Origin of the sequence: Parasynechococcus sp. (assembly GCF_042954325.1) — a bacterium.
Lineage (GTDB): Bacteria > Cyanobacteriota > Cyanobacteriia > PCC-6307 > Cyanobiaceae > Parasynechococcus.
Genome location: NZ_JBGKDS010000077.1, coordinates 1 through 14818 on the forward strand (window position 1 = coordinate 1; position 14818 = coordinate 14818).

General features: G+C 60.8%; 14 protein-coding genes and 2 pseudogenes. 8 read left to right on the forward strand and 8 right to left on the reverse strand.

What is annotated here, in order from left to right; genetic code table 11:
* A pseudogene (locus ACGVKB_RS10135) lies at positions 1 to 499 on the forward strand (valine--tRNA ligase); the annotation flags it as partial.
* A gap of 85 nt (positions 500 to 584) precedes the next feature.
* Here the strand turns inward: ACGVKB_RS10135 and ACGVKB_RS10140 are convergent.
* The gene (locus ACGVKB_RS10140) at positions 585 to 3008 is read right to left on the reverse strand and encodes a S8 family serine peptidase (RefSeq protein WP_392351619.1); all 2424 of its coding nucleotides are present in this window, start codon (positions 3006 to 3008) and stop codon (positions 585 to 587) included.
* A gap of 229 nt (positions 3009 to 3237) precedes the next feature.
* Between ACGVKB_RS10140 and ACGVKB_RS10145 the strand changes: the two genes are divergently transcribed.
* The 3 genes from ACGVKB_RS10145 to ACGVKB_RS10155 are packed head-to-tail and all read left to right on the forward strand — an operon-like array spanning position 3238 to position 5797.
* Positions 3238 to 4212: an ATP-binding cassette domain-containing protein gene (locus ACGVKB_RS10145; RefSeq protein ID WP_392351620.1), complete on the forward strand. Its 975-nt coding sequence runs from the start codon at positions 3238 to 3240 to the stop codon at positions 4210 to 4212.
* Positions 4212 to 5009 carry an ABC transporter permease gene (locus ACGVKB_RS10150; protein ID WP_392351621.1) on the forward strand — a complete coding sequence of 266 codons (798 nt, stop codon included), beginning with the start codon at positions 4212 to 4214 and terminating at the stop codon, positions 5007 to 5009. Before ACGVKB_RS10145 ends, ACGVKB_RS10150 begins: the two co-directional genes overlap by 1 nt.
* On the forward strand, positions 5009 to 5797 hold the full coding sequence (locus ACGVKB_RS10155) for an ABC transporter permease (RefSeq protein WP_392351622.1): 789 nt from the start codon (positions 5009 to 5011) through the stop codon (positions 5795 to 5797). The genes ACGVKB_RS10150 and ACGVKB_RS10155 overlap by 1 nt, the downstream gene beginning before the upstream one ends.
* Here ACGVKB_RS10155 and ACGVKB_RS10160 read toward each other — a convergent pair.
* Complete coding sequence (locus ACGVKB_RS10160; RefSeq protein ID WP_392351623.1) at positions 5794 to 6894, reverse strand: mechanosensitive ion channel family protein; 1101 nt, start codon at positions 6892 to 6894, stop codon at positions 5794 to 5796. The two genes, ACGVKB_RS10155 and ACGVKB_RS10160, sit on opposite strands and share 4 nt — an antisense overlap.
* 64 nt (positions 6895 to 6958) lie before the next feature.
* Between ACGVKB_RS10160 and ACGVKB_RS10165 the strand changes: the two genes are divergently transcribed.
* A complete protein-coding gene (locus ACGVKB_RS10165) occupies positions 6959 to 7567 on the forward strand; it encodes a TVP38/TMEM64 family protein (RefSeq protein ID WP_392351624.1) in 609 nt (202 codons plus the stop codon).
* Positions 7568 to 7681: 114 nt separating this feature from the next.
* The gene (locus ACGVKB_RS10170) at positions 7682 to 9334 is read left to right on the forward strand and encodes a choice-of-anchor I domain-containing protein (RefSeq protein WP_392351625.1); all 1653 of its coding nucleotides are present in this window, start codon (positions 7682 to 7684) and stop codon (positions 9332 to 9334) included.
* Positions 9335 to 9350: 16 nt separating this feature from the next.
* Here ACGVKB_RS10170 and ACGVKB_RS10175 read toward each other — a convergent pair whose 3' ends face one another.
* From ACGVKB_RS10175 to ACGVKB_RS10185, 3 genes are read right to left on the reverse strand one after another with little or no spacing between them, the layout of a single operon-like run.
* Positions 9351 to 9509, reverse strand: a complete 159-nt coding sequence (locus ACGVKB_RS10175) for a hypothetical protein (RefSeq protein WP_392351626.1) — start codon at positions 9507 to 9509, stop codon at positions 9351 to 9353.
* A complete protein-coding gene (ligA, locus tag ACGVKB_RS10180) occupies positions 9506 to 11578 on the reverse strand; it encodes an NAD-dependent DNA ligase LigA (protein ID WP_392351627.1) in 2073 nt (690 codons plus the stop codon). Before ligA ends, ACGVKB_RS10175 begins: the two co-directional genes overlap by 4 nt.
* Positions 11541 to 11957 (reverse strand): hypothetical protein, encoded by a 417-nt coding sequence (locus ACGVKB_RS10185; protein WP_392351628.1) that lies wholly within the window; start codon positions 11955 to 11957, stop codon positions 11541 to 11543. The genes ligA and ACGVKB_RS10185 overlap by 38 nt, the downstream gene beginning before the upstream one ends.
* A gap of 73 nt (positions 11958 to 12030) precedes the next feature.
* On the opposite strand from ACGVKB_RS10185, the gene ACGVKB_RS10190 reads away from it, so the two are divergent.
* Positions 12031 to 12579, forward strand: coding sequence for a SprT family zinc-dependent metalloprotease (locus ACGVKB_RS10190; RefSeq protein WP_392351629.1), 549 nt, complete (start codon positions 12031 to 12033; stop codon positions 12577 to 12579).
* Between the two features lie 107 nt (positions 12580 to 12686).
* Positions 12687 to 13220 (forward strand): hypothetical protein, encoded by a 534-nt coding sequence (locus tag ACGVKB_RS10195; RefSeq protein ID WP_392351630.1) that lies wholly within the window; start codon positions 12687 to 12689, stop codon positions 13218 to 13220.
* Positions 13221 to 13248: 28 nt separating this feature from the next.
* Here the strand turns inward: ACGVKB_RS10195 and ACGVKB_RS10200 are convergent, their stop codons facing one another.
* The 3 genes and pseudogenes from ACGVKB_RS10200 to ACGVKB_RS10210 form a co-directional block, all read right to left on the reverse strand.
* Positions 13249 to 13701, reverse strand: a complete 453-nt coding sequence (locus tag ACGVKB_RS10200; RefSeq protein ID WP_392351631.1) for a hypothetical protein — start codon at positions 13699 to 13701, stop codon at positions 13249 to 13251.
* An 89-nt stretch (positions 13702 to 13790) separates the two neighbouring features.
* Complete coding sequence (locus tag ACGVKB_RS10205) at positions 13791 to 14369, reverse strand: chorismate lyase (RefSeq protein WP_392351632.1); 579 nt, start codon at positions 14367 to 14369, stop codon at positions 13791 to 13793.
* Between the two features lie 17 nt (positions 14370 to 14386).
* Positions 14387 to 14818: pseudogene (locus tag ACGVKB_RS10210) on the reverse strand (pilus assembly protein PilZ); the annotation flags it as partial.

Below are 14818 nucleotides of genomic sequence, written 5' to 3' on the forward strand. Positions count from 1 at the left end.
CCTCAACGACGACCTCGAAGCCTCTTTCGCAGAGCTGATCGGTGCCATCCGTGTGGTGCGCAACCTGCGCGCGGTGGCGGGTCTCAAGCCCTCCCAGTCGGTGCCGGTGCGTTTCGTCACCGGCCGCGGCGAGCTGGCGGCTGTGCTCAGCAAGGGCACGGCCGACATCACAGCGCTGACGCGGGCGGAGTCGGTGGCGGTGATGGCGCCGGCGGAGGCCGATGCGGCTCCGGTGGCCAAGGCCCTGGCAGGGGTGAGCGGTGAGCTGCAGGTGCTGCTGCCGATCGAAGGCCTGGTGGATCTTGATGCGCTCAAGGGCCGCTTGGAGAAAGACATCGCCAAGGCCGAGAAGGAGATCAAGGGCCTGGCGGGCCGGCTGGGCAATCCCAGCTTTGCGGACAAGGCACCGCCGGAGGTGGTGGCTGAATGCCAGGCCAACCTGGCGGAGAAGCAGGCCCAGGCTGATCTAGCCCGTAAGCGCCTGGCGGATCTGAGCTGATTCGGTGATTCGGCTTCCATCAATGCCATAAAAAACATCAGCGCTGCAACAGCGCTGATGTTGATCAGAGGTTCAATTGCTTGATTCAGATCAGCATTGTTTCTTCGATCAAGGTTGGAGATAGGCTGTTGGTTGCTTCGGTTTCAAGTGGTGATGTGAGCTTGTCAGAGGGCTGTGATAATAAGATTGGATTAAGGAGGTCCTGAAGTTTGGGAATGGGTTGCAAATAATCCTTGGGAAGTTCGAACAGCTTCTTCTCCGGATCGAGATAAGGGATGAAATCTGTGACGCCCTTTGCTTGTGTGCCAAAGATGTCGAGTGATGCTTCGGAAAGGCGTGCTGTATCGCCATCAGCGTTGGTGTCGAGGACTTCGATGCTCCATTCGCCGCGTGAATCTTCGCCCCAGAATTGATTGGTGATGAAGGTGCGCTCGCCAAAGCTGTTTCGGCTGGTCCTCGTCGGGAATGGCGTGGCGTCACTGCCGCCAGGTGCCATCAGGACAGATCGTGTCCCGGATGGTGATTGGACGGCCAGCATGATCTCATCCTGTTCCTCCAGATCCATTTTGATGTTGAGCTCGACCCATTCAACGGAGAGGTGGTCGTCAACCTCCCAGCTACCTGCCTCGTTCAAGGAATCAAGCCCGCCCAGATTCCCTTCTTGAATGGTGAATGGGTTGGCCAGGATGCTGTCAGTGCTGACCTTGCGTTCTGGTGCGACGCGTCTCCAGCGACTGGCGAGTTCAACGGCGGCTCCGGCATTCACGATGCCGAAGCCAAAGGAATCGCTGACCCAGTGGCCAGCACCATTCTGGAACCAGCCGGTGTTATGGCCATCGTTGATCCTGAATGTTGTGTTCATTCTTGGCGTGAACGTGTCTCGCATCTCAATCGTGCCGGCTGCTGCAGCATCGTCTGCGTTGCCTCCTGCATTGGGGTCAATCGCATCCAGTTGCCCATCACCGTTGCTGTCAATCAGTCCGTTTTTGGTTGATGTCTGGGCCAGGATGTGTTGAACATTGCGCCAGTCCAGGCTGGGGTTGGCCTCCAGCATCAGGGCAATGGTTCCGGTCACCATCGGTGCAGCTGCTGATGTGCCATTGAACCGGGTGTGTGTCGGGCCGTTGACGTAGCCAGCATTGTCATTGGGGGGGGCACCATCCATTACTGGATCACCATCAATTGCTGGATCGTCCGTCACATCGGCTGTCACCGTGCGTTGCTGATTGGCATTTTCACCCGATGAATCTTCAAAACGGAAATTGGATCCATTGACTGGCGCGCTGGCGAAAATCGTTGCCCCGGGGGTGCTGTACTGCTCAACTTCGCCATTTCTCATTGTTGCTGCGACAACAATGTTTTCTCTCCTTGTTCTATTGTCATTATTTGTGTTGTCCCACCCCCGTAATACTGTTGTGTTGCCTGGGTCACGATCGTTGCCTGCAGAGACCACTTGAATTGCCCCTGCAGTTGCTGTCTCCCAATTGGCAGTATCTGTCGGAGTGCCGACACGCAAGGTTCCATTTATGGAACCACTGCTGCCCCAGCTGTTATTCACGACATCAGCGTAGTTATAAAAATCTTCTGAGGGCCAATCGTCTAAGGGCCAATTGAATTGACGGTCTAACGCTCCGAATGGTAGCCATTCGCTTTCTGGGGCAATGCCAATTCCCGATTCACCATTGATCCGACCCACGGCGATACCGCTGACCGATGTTCCGTGCGATTGGCGTCTGTTTCTCTGATTATTGACGGGCCAAAGATTGGATCCGAGTGCATATGTGAATCCTTCGGGTTCAAACACATCGGCGATGCCGTTGTTGTTGGCATCGACTGCGTCATCGACGCCGTCGCCATCCCAGTCGATGCTGGTTGGCATTGCAGATTGAAGGTCGCTGTGGTTGATGTCAAAAAAGCTGTCCAGAACGCCAACACGCACGCCTTGGCCGCTGACTTGGTTCCAGGCCCCAACGGCATTGACGCCATAGCTGCCGTTGGCTGGATCGCTGGCCAGAAGCTGGAACAGTGGATCAGCGATTCCATCGCCATTGATGTCATCCGCCTGAACAGCGTCCGTCAGGTCTGGATCGAAGGCGCCTTCCGTGATCTCGTTCTGGTTGATAGCGCCATGGCCCACCTTGATGTCGTCAACCTCCTGCCAGAGGGCGAGGTCGAGCTCTTTGGCGATTTTGCTGAGCTTTTCGTAAACGTCCTCTGATCCTGGTTGGAATCCCTTGAGTTGCAGATCATCGATTCCATAGCCTTGATTGCTCAAGACCGTCTTTTCTGCCTTTAGTCCTAGTTCTTGGGCAAAGTGATTGAATTGGCTCAGGCTTTCTTTGTTCGTGCCGGCGACGACCCAGCCTTTGATTTGGCTCTGTTGCTCTTTGGTGAGATTGCTCTGCTCCGAGAAGAACTCGATTGACTGACGAACAGGCTTGTTTAAATCATCCCGCCAACCACTGGTTTTGGGTGCTGCTGCTTCGGTCTCTGTTTCTTTGGTGCTCATGGTCAGATTCTCCCTTGGCCTGGTGGGCATGTGTTTGTGGGGACTCTTTCTGCCCCTGCTGTTGTTCTCTCACTGCCTGGCTTTCTTTATATTGATGTGAGTCTTGCTTTGCTGTGAGCTTGCTCACCCGATCTCTTGATTGAGATCAACTCTTTGACTTAACTGTCAGTCTTGCCTCAGAATGAGACTGTAGATAGTGTTTTCGGAGTGTCCTCGATTGTGTGCGGCTTTGCTCCGTGTTGATGGGCTGAGCAAGATCTACCGGGTTGCCGAGAAGCAGCCCGGGTTGGCCGGCACCCTGCGTCATTTCATCCGGCGCCGCACCCGGGACGTGGTGGCGGTGCAGGACGTTTCTTTTCGGATCGAGCCCGGTGAGATGGTGGGTTTCCTCGGTGCCAACGGCGCTGGAAAAACAACCACCCTGAAGATGCTCTGCGGCCTGATCCACCCCAGCGCAGGGGAGGTGCAGGTGGCGGGGTACCGGCCGCAGCGCCGTCAGGCGGAGTTTTTGCGCCGGATCACCCTGGTGATGGGGCAGAAGCAGCAGCTGCTCTGGGATCTTCCGCCGATGGATTCGTTGCGGGTGAATGCTGCGGTTTATGGCATCCCCGATGGCGTGGCCCGGCGGCGGGTCAGCGAGTTGGCTGATCTCCTGGAATTGGGGGAGGAGCTCACCCGGCCGGTCCGCAAGCTTTCCCTCGGCCAGCGGATGAAGGCTGAACTGCTGGCGGCCTTGCTGCACGAGCCGGAGGTGCTGTTCCTCGATGAGCCCACGCTGGGGCTGGATGTGAATGCCCAGGCCCGGGTGCGGCAGTTTCTTGCGGACTACAACCGCCGCACGGGTGCAACGGTGCTGCTCACCAGCCACTACATGGCTGACATCACGGCCCTGTGCCCCCGGGTGTTGTTGATCCACCAGGGGCGTCTGTTCCATGACGGCCCCCTGGACGCGTTGACGGATCAGCTGTCACCGGAGCGGGAAGTGGTGCTGGAGCTGGAGCAGCCGGTGCAGCGGGAGGCCGTCGCCGGCCTCGGTCAGATCGAGCGGATGGAGGGCTGTGCCCTGCATCTGCGGGTGCCGCGTGATCAACTCACGACTGTCGTTGCTCAGCTGTTGGACCGCTTCGCCGTGCGCGATCTTGAGGTGAAGGATCCGCCGATCGAGGCCCTGATCGGCAGCTTGTTTCGCAAGGGTCAGGTCTGATGCGGTTGTTCGGGCTCAATCGACGGATCGTGTCGGCGCTGCTGGGCACCGAGTACGCGCACATGCTCGAGTACCGCGCCGAGATTGCCCTCTGGGCGCTGTCCGGTGTGTTGCCGTTCATCATGCTCAGTGTCTGGAGCGGCACCGACGCCCGCACCGGCTTGGGTCTCGATGGTGTGGCGCTGGACCGCTATTTCCTCAGCGCTTTTCTGGTGCGGCAGTTCTCCGTGGTGTGGGTGGTCTATGCCTTCGAGGAGGATGCGCTGCTGGGCCGGTTGTCGCCCTATCTGCTGCAACCACTCCATCCGCTCTGGCGCTATGTGGCGTCCCATCTCGGTGAACAGCTGACGCGGCTTCCCTTTGCGGCCCTGATTGCCGCCGTGTTCTTTGCGGTGCAGCCCCAGGCCTTCTGGTTGCCGTCATTGGGGGGTTTTCTGCTGGCCTGGCTGGCCACCTGGATGGCCTTTGCCATTGCTTTTCTGTTTCAGAGCCTGATCGCGGCCCTGTGCTTCTGGAGTGAAAAGGCCAGCGCTCTGGAGCGGCTCCAGTTCATCCCCTTTGTCTTCCTCTCCGGTTTGCTGGCGCCACTCACGGCGTTTCCGCCGGCGCTGCGGGCCTTGGCCCAGTGGACGCCCTTTCCATATTTGATCGATTTCCCCGCTCGGGTGTTGGCTGGCCAGCCGGTGAATCTGATGGCGGGCTTCGGAGCGCAGCTGGCCTGGATTGCTCTGTTGTTGCCGTTGGTGCTGCTGCTCTGGCGGGCCGGCGTGCGCCGCTACAGCGCCATGGGGGCCTGATGGGGCGGTACTGGCGCACGCTTTGTCGCTTTTGGGGCACCGCCCTCGCGACGCAGTTGGAGTATCAGCTCAATGTGGTGATTGAACTGTTGGCGGTCGCACTGAGCCTCAGCGGCAGCCTGTTGATGCTGACGCTGCTGTTCGGTCCGGCGCAGTCTCTGGGGGGGTGGAGCTGGCCGGAGGCCCTGATGGTGCAGGGCTTTTACACCGTGTTCGATGGGATGGCGAGCACCTGGCTGAGGCCCAACCTGGGCTCGATCGTCACCCATGTGCGAGAGGGCACCTTGGATTTCGTGCTGCTGAAACCGATCGACAGTCAGTTCTGGTTGTCGTTGCGGACCCTCTCCCCTGCGGGGCTGCCGGAGATCGGCCTTGGCTTCGTTCTGGTGATTTGGGGGGGGAGTCAGGCTGCCATCGATGTGACGCCACTCACCCTTGCCACGGTGGCTGTGATGCTCGTGGCCGGTGGCCTGATCCTGTATGCGCTGTGGTTTTTGATCGCGGCCACCAGCATCTGGTTCGTGAAGACCTGGAATGCCACCGAGGTGTTGCGCGCCCTGCTGGCCTCCGGGCGCTACCCCGTGAGTGCCTATCCCCCGGCTCTGCGCTTGGTGTTCACGTTTGTGTTGCCCGTGGCCTTCCTCACCACTGTTCCGGCTCAGCTGTTGCTTGGCCAAGCGCTGTTGCCGATGGTGCTGCTCGGTGTGGTGCTTGCGGTGGGGTTCTTTGCTGTGGCCCGGGCCTTCTGGCTCTATGCCCTGCGCCACTACACGTCGGCATCGAGTTAGCCCTCAGGGCCCTGGTTGGGGGCTGACAACTGCCGCACCAGATCGTTGGTGTTCAAGTTGGTTGCTGGATACACGGTGGTGCAATTGAGGGCGAAGGACGCGTGATTGCTTTGGATGATGTTGGCGATGTTGAGGAACACATCCTGTTGGATCTTTAGGTACTCTTTCCAGACTGTTGTTTTTGTGAAGCAGTACACCATGAGGTTGATGGATGCTGTTTCCCAGGCGGTGAAATTGACCAGGATTAATTGCCCCTGGTCGATGTCGGGATGGTTTTCCAGCATCTGTTGAATATCTGCCGTAATCGCTTGCATGGATGGTATGTCTTCATGGCGTAGTCCGATGTTCGCTTTGATGCGGCGGTTGTACATCTGACCTGGATTGGTGATTGTGTTGGTGATCAACATTGCGTTGGGGATGTACATCGGGCGACGGGCGAATGTGCGGAGCCGTGTGTGATACCAGCCAATGCTTTCGACTGTGCCTTCGAAGTTGTTAACGCTGATCCAGTCGCCTTCTTTGAAGGGGCGATTGAAAAACAAGACGAAACCAGAGAAGAAATTTTGGGCAATCTTCTGGGTGCCGAGGGCGAGCCCGACACCGGCTCCGCCGCCCAGGGCCGCTAGCGCTGTCGGAGGGACCCCAAAGGCGCCCATCAGGGCTCCAACTCCGGCCACGATCATCAGGATGGTGTAGGTCCGCCTCAGGAAGTGAAGGGCCATCGCGCGGTCCTTCGGGTCGTCGAGTTGCAGCCAGCGTTCAACGCGCCGACTCAGCAGCACGGCATGGCCGAGGCGGCTGATCGCCCAGACGAAAGCAATCGCCGAAATCGATGCCGACAGCCTCAGGCTCAGCCGTGGATCAAAGGGTGCGAAATGGTCGGTGATCAACTTGGAGATCCAGCCCAGGTAGAGCGAAGAACCGAGGCCCAGGAGCAAGGGCCGATTGATCGCTCGCGCCATCACGCTCCCGATGTGCTGGCCCCGTTGGGCCAATTGCGTCAGCAGCAGCCAAAGCAGTAGCAGTCCAGCCGAGCCGATGAGCACACCGAGGTTGGTCTGAAAAAAATGGATATCGCTGAACAGGTCTTGGCTCATGCTCTGGCTGTGATGCAAGGCTCGTTCGAGTCTGAATGCGACGGCGGTGGTGATGGAGAGCTGGATGCCTCAACTGTTGGAGTTGCTCCACTCACCGTGGGGGGCGGCGCTGTTTATTCCCCTCTATGCGTTGTGGGTGACGTTGCTGCTGCCGGGGGTCTGGGCTTCGATGCTGGCTGGGGTGCTCTATGGCACCTGGCTCGGTTCGGCCCTGGTGTTTGTTGGCGCCAGCCTTGGTGCAGTGGTGGTGTTTCTGCTGGGGCGCACCTGGCTGCGTGGGTGGGCCCAGGGGCGGTTGCAGCGTTGGCCGAAGCTGCAGGCTGTGGAACGGGCGGTGAGCAAGGAGGGGCTGCGCTTGGTGCTGTTGACGCGCCTGTCTCCTGCCTTTCCCTTCTCGTTGTTGAACCTGGCCTACGGCTTGAGTGCCGTCTCGCTGCGCGATTACAGCCTCGGTTTGATTGGAATCCTGCCGGGAACGATTCTGTTCTGCGGTTTGGGGGCTTTGGCCGGGGATGTGGCTCAGTTTGGCTCCGTGCTTTCCGGTGAGGCGGATCGATTCACCTGGGGGCTTCGGGTTGTGGGTGTGCTGGCGACCGTGGCTGTGGTTTGGCTGGTGAGTCGAACGGCGCGACAAGCGCTGGAGGATGCACAGGCGACGTCCGATGTGTCATGAGCAATACATGCTGACCCGTTCTTTACTGAGTTTTAACCGGACTGAGTGGTCTCCTTAAATTCAATACGCCGTTGATATTTCAAGTTTTAGGGATTGGTTTGTTGACTGATCTGCATGGCCCGCAACGACATCAAGTCCACGATCAGCGGTCCGATCTCGAGTCTTGATTTGGGGGGTGCGGAGATTCTCGATTGGTCAAGGAAAGGCGACTTTGCTGCCGTCACCGGCGGTGACAACATTCTCCGCCTTGTTGGCTACGACATGGCCTTCGATTCCCCTGAGCTGCTGCTCAATCAGGCACTCAGTGGAGAGGCTCAGGCCGTTGCGATCAAGGGCAACCGGATGGCCGTTGCCGTGTCGGATGACAAAACAGAGCAAGGTGCGGTTCAGATTTTGCGCTGGAACGCAACGAAGGGACGGCTGCGGTTGTCCGATTCGGTCACGGTTGGTTTCTTGCCGGACAGCATCGCCTGGAGGGGCGATGCGGTGGTCACCGCCAATGAAGGTGAGCCCAGTGATTTCTATGGAGTGGAGGAGGGCATCGACCCCATCGGTTCCATCTCGGTGCTGACCATGGACGGTGGCAAGGTCGCTGACCACCATGAGCTCACGGCCAGTGGCAGTGGCTTCACCCTCCAGGACCTGCGTCAAGCCGGTGTGCGTCTGGATGGTTTGAAGGGCAGCAGCATCGATCAGCTGCTGGAGCCTGAGTTCGTCAGCATTGATCCTTCCGGCGACTTCGCCACGGTGACGCTTCAGGAGAACAACGCGATGGCACGTGTTGATCTCGCTGCCAAAAGGATCGTCGCGATTACCGGTCTCGGCCGGAAGGACTGGAGCCGTGGCGGCTGGGTGGTGGACACCTCCAACGAGGACGGTCCCGACGGTGAAGAGCTGTACAACCCCGGCCCCCGTGACTTCCAGAGCCTGTACATGGCTGATGGGATGGACAGCTTCACCGACCGCAAGGGCGACACCTATGTCGTGATGGCGAATGAAGGGGACGGTCGCATCCGTCCCGATGACGTGAACTTTGAGGCCGAGGCCGACGGCACCTTTTCTCTTTCAGCCAGAAGCCTCGGTGCCCTCACCACGGTTGAGGACGGCCTCACGGGCCAGACGCTCTACGTCCATGGGGGTGCCATGGGTGGCAACAGCGTGACCTTTGAGGCAGAGGAGGGCGATGAGTTCTTCCTCACCATGAAGTACGGCGCCGTTGCCGATGATGACTTTTACGCTGATGAGGCCAGGGCCAAGAAGGCACAGGACTTCGGCTTCGAGGGCGACAACCTCATCACCCATGAGGATCAGGGTGAAGGCCGGCTGAAGCTGCTCACCGATCAGATCGGCCCCGATGCTCTGGTGGCGATGGGTGGTCGGTCCTTCAGCATCCGCAACACCGCCGGCGATCTCGTCTGGGATTCCGGTGATCAGCTCGACCGCATCGCTGCCATGGCCGGCACCTACGACGACGGTCGCAGTGACGACAAGGGCATTGAGCCTGAGCACGTGGAGATCGCCACGCTCAAGGGGAGATCCTTCGCCTTCATCACCTTTGAGCGCTCCAGCGGTGGATCACTGATTCCGGTGTACGAGATCACCGATGTGCAGGCTCCTGAGCACGTCCACACCTTCCTGGCCCCCGATTCGGATGAACCGGAAAGCACCCGCTTCGTGAAGACCTCCAAGACGGGAGGTGTTCTTCTTGCTGCGAGTGAAGACAGCGGCACCGTCGACAGCTTTGCCTTCGACCTGGCGATGCTTTAACCGTTGATCGACATCGTCATGGTTGCAATCGCCAGTCGCGCAGTGCGGCAATCGCGATGAACCAAGCCAGGCGCAGCTTGGCCAGCGGCCCTTGGCGTTGCTGCAGATCAGCAAGCTTCGCTCGGCCGCAGTCGGTCTTGATCCAGCGGTGCAGGGCAGGGGGGGATTGGCTCATGGCTGCAGCATGGCGGTGAGGTCGGCTTCGCTGAGCACGGTCACGCCCAGGCTTTCCGCTTTAGTCAGCTTGCTGCCGGCGGCGTCACCGGCCACCAGGTAGTCGGTTTTCTTGCTGACGCTGCCGCTCACCTTGCCGCCGGCCGCTTCGATCAACGCTTTGGCGTCACTGCGGCTCAAGCTCGGCAGGGTGCCCGTCAGCACTAGGGTTTTGCCCTGCAGCACGCCGTCTTGATCGCTTTGGCTGGCGCTGGCGGCATCGCGCTCGGCGGCGCTGGCTTCCAGGGCCAAGCCCACACTGCGCAACTCGTTGAGAAGCTGTTGGTTGGCCTCTGTTCCCAGCCATTGGCCAAGACTGGCGCTGATTTCCGTGCCGATGCCATGGAGCTCAGCGATCGTCTCCGGCGCCTCTCGGACAGCGGTGCTGAGCGCATCGATGCTGAGAAAGGCCCCCGCCAGCGCCTTGGCATTCACGTCGCCGATGTGCCGGATGCCCAGGCCATAGAGCTGGCGATGCCAGGGCTGCCGTTTGGACTGTCCCAAAGCGTTCACCAGGTTGGTGGCCGACTTGGCGCCCATGCGATCGAGGCTGGCCAGCAGGGCCGTGTCCAGCCGGTACAGGTCGGCCACGGAGCGCACCAGTCCACGGTCCACCAGCTGCTCGATCAATTTGCTGCCCAGACCATCCACGTCCAGGGCTGCTTTGCTCACCCAGTGGCGCAGGCCCCCGCGCAGGATGGCGGGACAACTGCTGTTGATGCAGCGGGTGGCAGCTTCCTCTCCCTCCCTGACCAGGGTTGAGCCGCATTCCGGGCAACACTCGGGCAGTTGCACCGGTTGCGCTCCTGCCGGTCGCAGATCCGGGAGAACCCTCACCACTTCGGGGATGATCTCGCCTGCCTTGCGGACCACCACCGTGTCACCGATGTGCAGGTCCAGCTCGGCGATGCGATCAGCGTTGTGCAGCGTGGCGCGGCTCACACTGGTGCCGGCCAGGGCGACGGGCTCGAATTCGGCCACCGGAGTGACGGCACCGGTGCGACCGACTTGCACCGTCACACGCAGCAGACGGCTTGGTGCTTCTTCGGCGGGGAATTTCAGCGCGATCGCCCAGCGTGGTGCCTTCTGGGTGAATCCGGCTTCGTCTTGTAAAGCGAGGCTGTTCAGCTTCACCACCACGCCATCGGTCGCGTAGGGCAGCTGATGCCGTGCCTGCTCCCAGTGATCGCAGAAGCCGTTGATCTCTGCGAGTGTCCCGCAACGCTTGCAGTTGGGATTCACACGAAATCCGGCTCGCTTCAGCCACTCCAGGCCGCTCCACTGGCTGTTCGGTTGCTGCTCGGCTGGGAGATGCAGGGTGTAAGCGAAAAAGTCCAACCGCCGTGCGGCCACCACACGGGGATCGAGTTGGCGCAAGGTACCGGCACAGGCGTTGCGTGGATTGGCGAACAGCGCGTCGCCACGGCTGGCCCGTTCGCTGTTGATCGCCGCGAAGGTGTCGTCGGGAATCAGAGCTTCGCCGCGGACCTCCACCCATTCCGGAGGGTTGGGGATCTGCAGGCGCAGGGGGATCGAGCTGATTGTTCGAACGTTGGCGGTGATCTCTTCACCCCTGGTGCCGTCGCCGCGGGTCGCCGCCCGTTCGAGGACACCGTTGCGGTAGCTCAAGGCCAATGCATTGCCATCGATCTTGAGTTCCCCGATCAGCTCAAGATCCGTGCTGGCTGGTCGATCCAGAACCCGCAGCAGGCGCTCATACCAGGCACTCAGCTCGTCGCGGTTGAAGGCGTTGTCGAGGCTGAGCATGCCAACGCGATGCTCAACGCTGCTGAAGCGTTCGCTGGGGCTTCCACCGACCCGTTGGGTTGGGCTGTCCGCAGTTTGGAGGCTTGGATCCTGCTGCTCAAGGCCCTCGAGCTCGCGATAGAGCCGGTCATAGACCGGGTCCTCCATCACGGGAGCATCGAGAACGTAATAGGCGTGAGCGGCTTGGTTCAGGAGAGCGCGCAGCTCAGCGGCCCTCTCCTGGACGTCAGACCCGGTTGATGCGGGCGATGCGCCAGTTGTCATCGACTTTGGTGAAGGTGAAATCGAGAGCCAATTCGTCGTTGTCGTTTTCGGCCTTGAGCTTCACGGTCAGGATCACGTTGCCTTCCTGAATGCGTGGCCGGCCGGACTTGAGATTGCGGAACTGGTTCAGTTTCAGACCCGCCAGAAAGCGGATGAACTGCTGCCGATTGACATGCTGGCGGTAGGCCTTGGTGGTCAGCATGTAAGCCGCGTCAATGCGACCGGCGGCCACCTGGGTAAAGAACTGCTTGATCAGCGGATTGATGCCGCGGGCGCTCAGCACCAGCTTCACCGCTGTGACCGTCCAGTAGAGGAGCAAGGCCCCGCCACCGGCTAGCAGCGCTTTGCTGCCGATCTCCCGAACCAGACCCAGTTCCATCGCCTGCTGGAAAAGCAGCGCCGAGTCTGACTGACCGCGGCAGGATGCTGTTGAGTTGCGGCCAATCAAACCGGTGCCATTGCTGCCGTTGCTGCCGTTGTTCCATCGGCTGAACCGTGAGCATTTTTCGGGCGCCCTCGCCGCCGATGGTCAGCCACTGGTGGCGATCCGCTGGAGTGATGGCCGGATGAGCCGCACCGCAGGCTTTTACCGACGAGGGCCGGGTGTCGGTGGTGACCGTGGCTGCGAAATCGTTTTATCCCGTCCGGTGTTGTCTCCATTGCCGCAGGAGGCGATCGAGAGCACGCTCTGCCACGAAATGATTCACGCCTGGGTGGATCTGGTGCTGCGGCGCCGCGAAGGCCATGGTCCCCATTTCCATGCCTGCATGGCGGCGATCAACGCCCAGCAGGATCGTTTCCAGGTCAGCGTGCGTCACCGTTTCCCCGTGCCGGCGAAGCCGCCGCGTTGGTGGGCGGTGTGTCCGCAATGCCAGCAACGCAGTCCATACAAACGGCGGGTTACCAATGCCGCCTGTCGCCGTTGCTGTGAGCGGCATCATGGGGGCCATTGGCATCCCAGTTGCGTGTTGGTCTACGAATCCGCTGACCAAGCCTGTTGAGATGGAGTCCTTTCTGCTCAGCCTGGAAGTCGGAGGGGTTGTGATTGCGTTGATCGGGTTGCGTCGTGAGCGTTGGCTACGTCGCCGGCGTCGGTAACGTTTGAGCCATGGAGGACAGAGCTGGGCGCGGGATCCGATCACGGGACCCCTTCGATCAACGCATTGACCAATGGATGGAGACCGGTCGGCAATTTGTCGATGGCGTGTCCGGTCGTCGGCCGGGTCAACGGCGTGCCTCGGTGGCGCTTGATTCCGTCGGTCGTTGGGTGGGCGAGAAAGTGGATTGGTTGCTGGACGATGACGACGATTGGCGTGAGCCCTGGCAGGACACGGCCCGCACGTCGATGACCCCACCTTCACGGTCACCGTCCCGTCGCCCTCTCGACGCGATTTCCCGACGAACTCGCCCCATGTCGTCCGCAGCTCCCGCGCCGGTGGCAGCTCCAGCCGACAGGAGTCCCCAGCCCGACCGCCCGACCGACAACAGCCAGCCCGGAGTTGATCAGGGCTGGCCTGAGGATGAGAGCTTCCGTGTTCAACGCTGGCAGCGCTCACGACTGGAGCCCATGGAGCCGGAGGTGGCACCCGCACGCCCCACAGCCCGTCGCGCGTTGCCGCGATCGAGTCGGCGACGGGATTGACCGTCGACCGCTGCCGAACAGGCCGTCGTCAGCAGGCGGTGCCGTGCCTGGACTGTGCGTGGTGGTGGCTGGCGATGCGGTAGCGACTGCCGCGGGCCGCCAGTTGATCGTTCACGGCCGGCACGAGGTCCTGGGGAACGTCCTCAGCCATCTGGTCTGCTGTGGTGCTGATGGAGGGTGAGCCTGCGGCCATCGCTTCCAGGAATTGGGCCCATTGCCGGATCTGTTGATGACGGCTTCTGGCTTTGTAGCCCTGGGCTTTGAACACCGCAGTGCAGATGGTTTTGTTCCAAAGGGTGTGCCGACTGCGTCCGCCGGGACCATGGCTGCGTGCCGCTTGGGCCTCCAGTGCTGCGGGGGTCGGCTGGCCGTGGCGATCTCGCCAGCCTTGATGCTCAAGCACTCGGTTGCAGTGCAGCGTTGAGATGCCGAACGTGTCGGCCAGCTCAGCCAGGCTGATCCAGGTGTGGGTGTCTGCCATGAGGGTGTCAACGTCGTACCTGCATGATCCCTGCAGCACAAGACACGGCAAGTTGTCAAGAGCAAATCCCCATAAACTGGGAACTTTGTTCATGAAGGTAGTTGTACTTCCTGGCGCAGGGTCGGCCCCAGCCAGGTTTCCAGCTGGGGGCTGAACACCTCTCGGATCACGGTGAGTGCCTTGCCGCGTCGGAAAAAGCGGTAATGCCGACTCCAGAACGGGCCTCGATGGCCAAAGGTGGACTCCAGCCAGCTGGCTTCCACCAGGGCCAGGCCATCCACTTCCCGGAACAATTCCGAGCGTCCTTGGGTCAGGCTTTTCCAAATCGGCTGGTTGCGATCTTGAAGGTGGAGTTCGGCTTCATCGCGGTTCCACCAGCTTTCCGCCCAGGCCAAGGGGGCATCACCACAGGTCAACCAGACCTGTCTGCGCAGTAACGGACCGGTGAGCTCTTCGACTTCCTCAGGGGCACCCGGATGGCTGTCGTCTTCGGCCTCCATCGCAATCAGATCCACGGCGACCGGGTGGCCGGTCAGCAGCCGTAGATGACGGGTTGGGCTGCCGTCGCCGAGCAGCATCAGCCGCCACGGGCCGGGGAGTTGTCGCGGCCCCTCCCCTGACAGCACCGCAGCGGTGGGTGCCTGCCAGAGCGGCGTCGGCGAGGTCATCAAGGCCGAGGTGTTGCTCAGAAGAGCCCTCCCACAGAAAGGTTGCGGCGCTCGCCGTTGCGTTGAATCACGGCCCCCGCTTCACTGACGGAGCTCAGTGTCCAGCCGCTGCTGCCGATGGCATCGCCGATGCCCGAGGAGATCGAGGCATTGTTGAGTTGGAAAATCGCTGAGCTGGTGCCGCCGGGACCCTGCACCACGCCGGTCAGCATGGGCAGAACCTCATCGATGGCCGGTGGTGGTGGAGCGCTCTGCAGGACCGGTTGAACCGGCACGGTGAGGGGTTCCAGTTCGGTCACCCAATCCGGCTCCTGTTCGAGCGGAGGTGGATTGAGTGCCGCTTCGGAGGCCTTGGCCTGCTGAGGTTGATCCGTTTGGGCGGCATCGTCACGCTCGCGCAACCGTTCCATCAGCAGCAGGTTGCGTTCCAGATCAAGCTGGCTGCGGGC

What these genes read in the sequence shown, in the direction of transcription:
- ACGVKB_RS10140 (WP_392351619.1), bottom strand. Translation starts at nt 3,008, where the DNA reads ATGAGCACCAAAGAAACAGAGACCGAAGCAGCAGCACCCAAAACCAGT.
- ACGVKB_RS10150 (WP_392351621.1), top strand. Translation starts at nt 4,212, where the DNA reads ATGCGGTTGTTCGGGCTCAATCGACGGATCGTGTCGGCGCTGCTGGGC.
- ACGVKB_RS10155 (WP_392351622.1), top strand. Translation starts at nt 5,009, where the DNA reads ATGGGGCGGTACTGGCGCACGCTTTGTCGCTTTTGGGGCACCGCCCTC.
- ACGVKB_RS10160 (WP_392351623.1), bottom strand. Translation starts at nt 6,894, where the DNA reads ATGAGCCAAGACCTGTTCAGCGATATCCATTTTTTTCAGACCAACCTC.
- ACGVKB_RS10165 (WP_392351624.1), top strand. Translation starts at nt 6,959, where the DNA reads ATGCCTCAACTGTTGGAGTTGCTCCACTCACCGTGGGGGGCGGCGCTG.
- ACGVKB_RS10170 (WP_392351625.1), top strand. Translation starts at nt 7,682, where the DNA reads ATGGCCCGCAACGACATCAAGTCCACGATCAGCGGTCCGATCTCGAGT.
- ACGVKB_RS10175 (WP_392351626.1), bottom strand. Translation starts at nt 9,509, where the DNA reads ATGAGCCAATCCCCCCCTGCCCTGCACCGCTGGATCAAGACCGACTGC.
- ligA (WP_392351627.1), bottom strand. Translation starts at nt 11,578, where the DNA reads ATGACAACTGGCGCATCGCCCGCATCAACCGGGTCTGACGTCCAGGAG.
- ACGVKB_RS10185 (WP_392351628.1), bottom strand. Translation starts at nt 11,957, where the DNA reads ATGGAACTGGGTCTGGTTCGGGAGATCGGCAGCAAAGCGCTGCTAGCC.
- ACGVKB_RS10195 (WP_392351630.1), top strand. Translation starts at nt 12,687, where the DNA reads ATGGAGGACAGAGCTGGGCGCGGGATCCGATCACGGGACCCCTTCGAT.
- ACGVKB_RS10200 (WP_392351631.1), bottom strand. Translation starts at nt 13,701, where the DNA reads ATGGCAGACACCCACACCTGGATCAGCCTGGCTGAGCTGGCCGACACG.
- ACGVKB_RS10205 (WP_392351632.1), bottom strand. Translation starts at nt 14,369, where the DNA reads ATGACCTCGCCGACGCCGCTCTGGCAGGCACCCACCGCTGCGGTGCTG.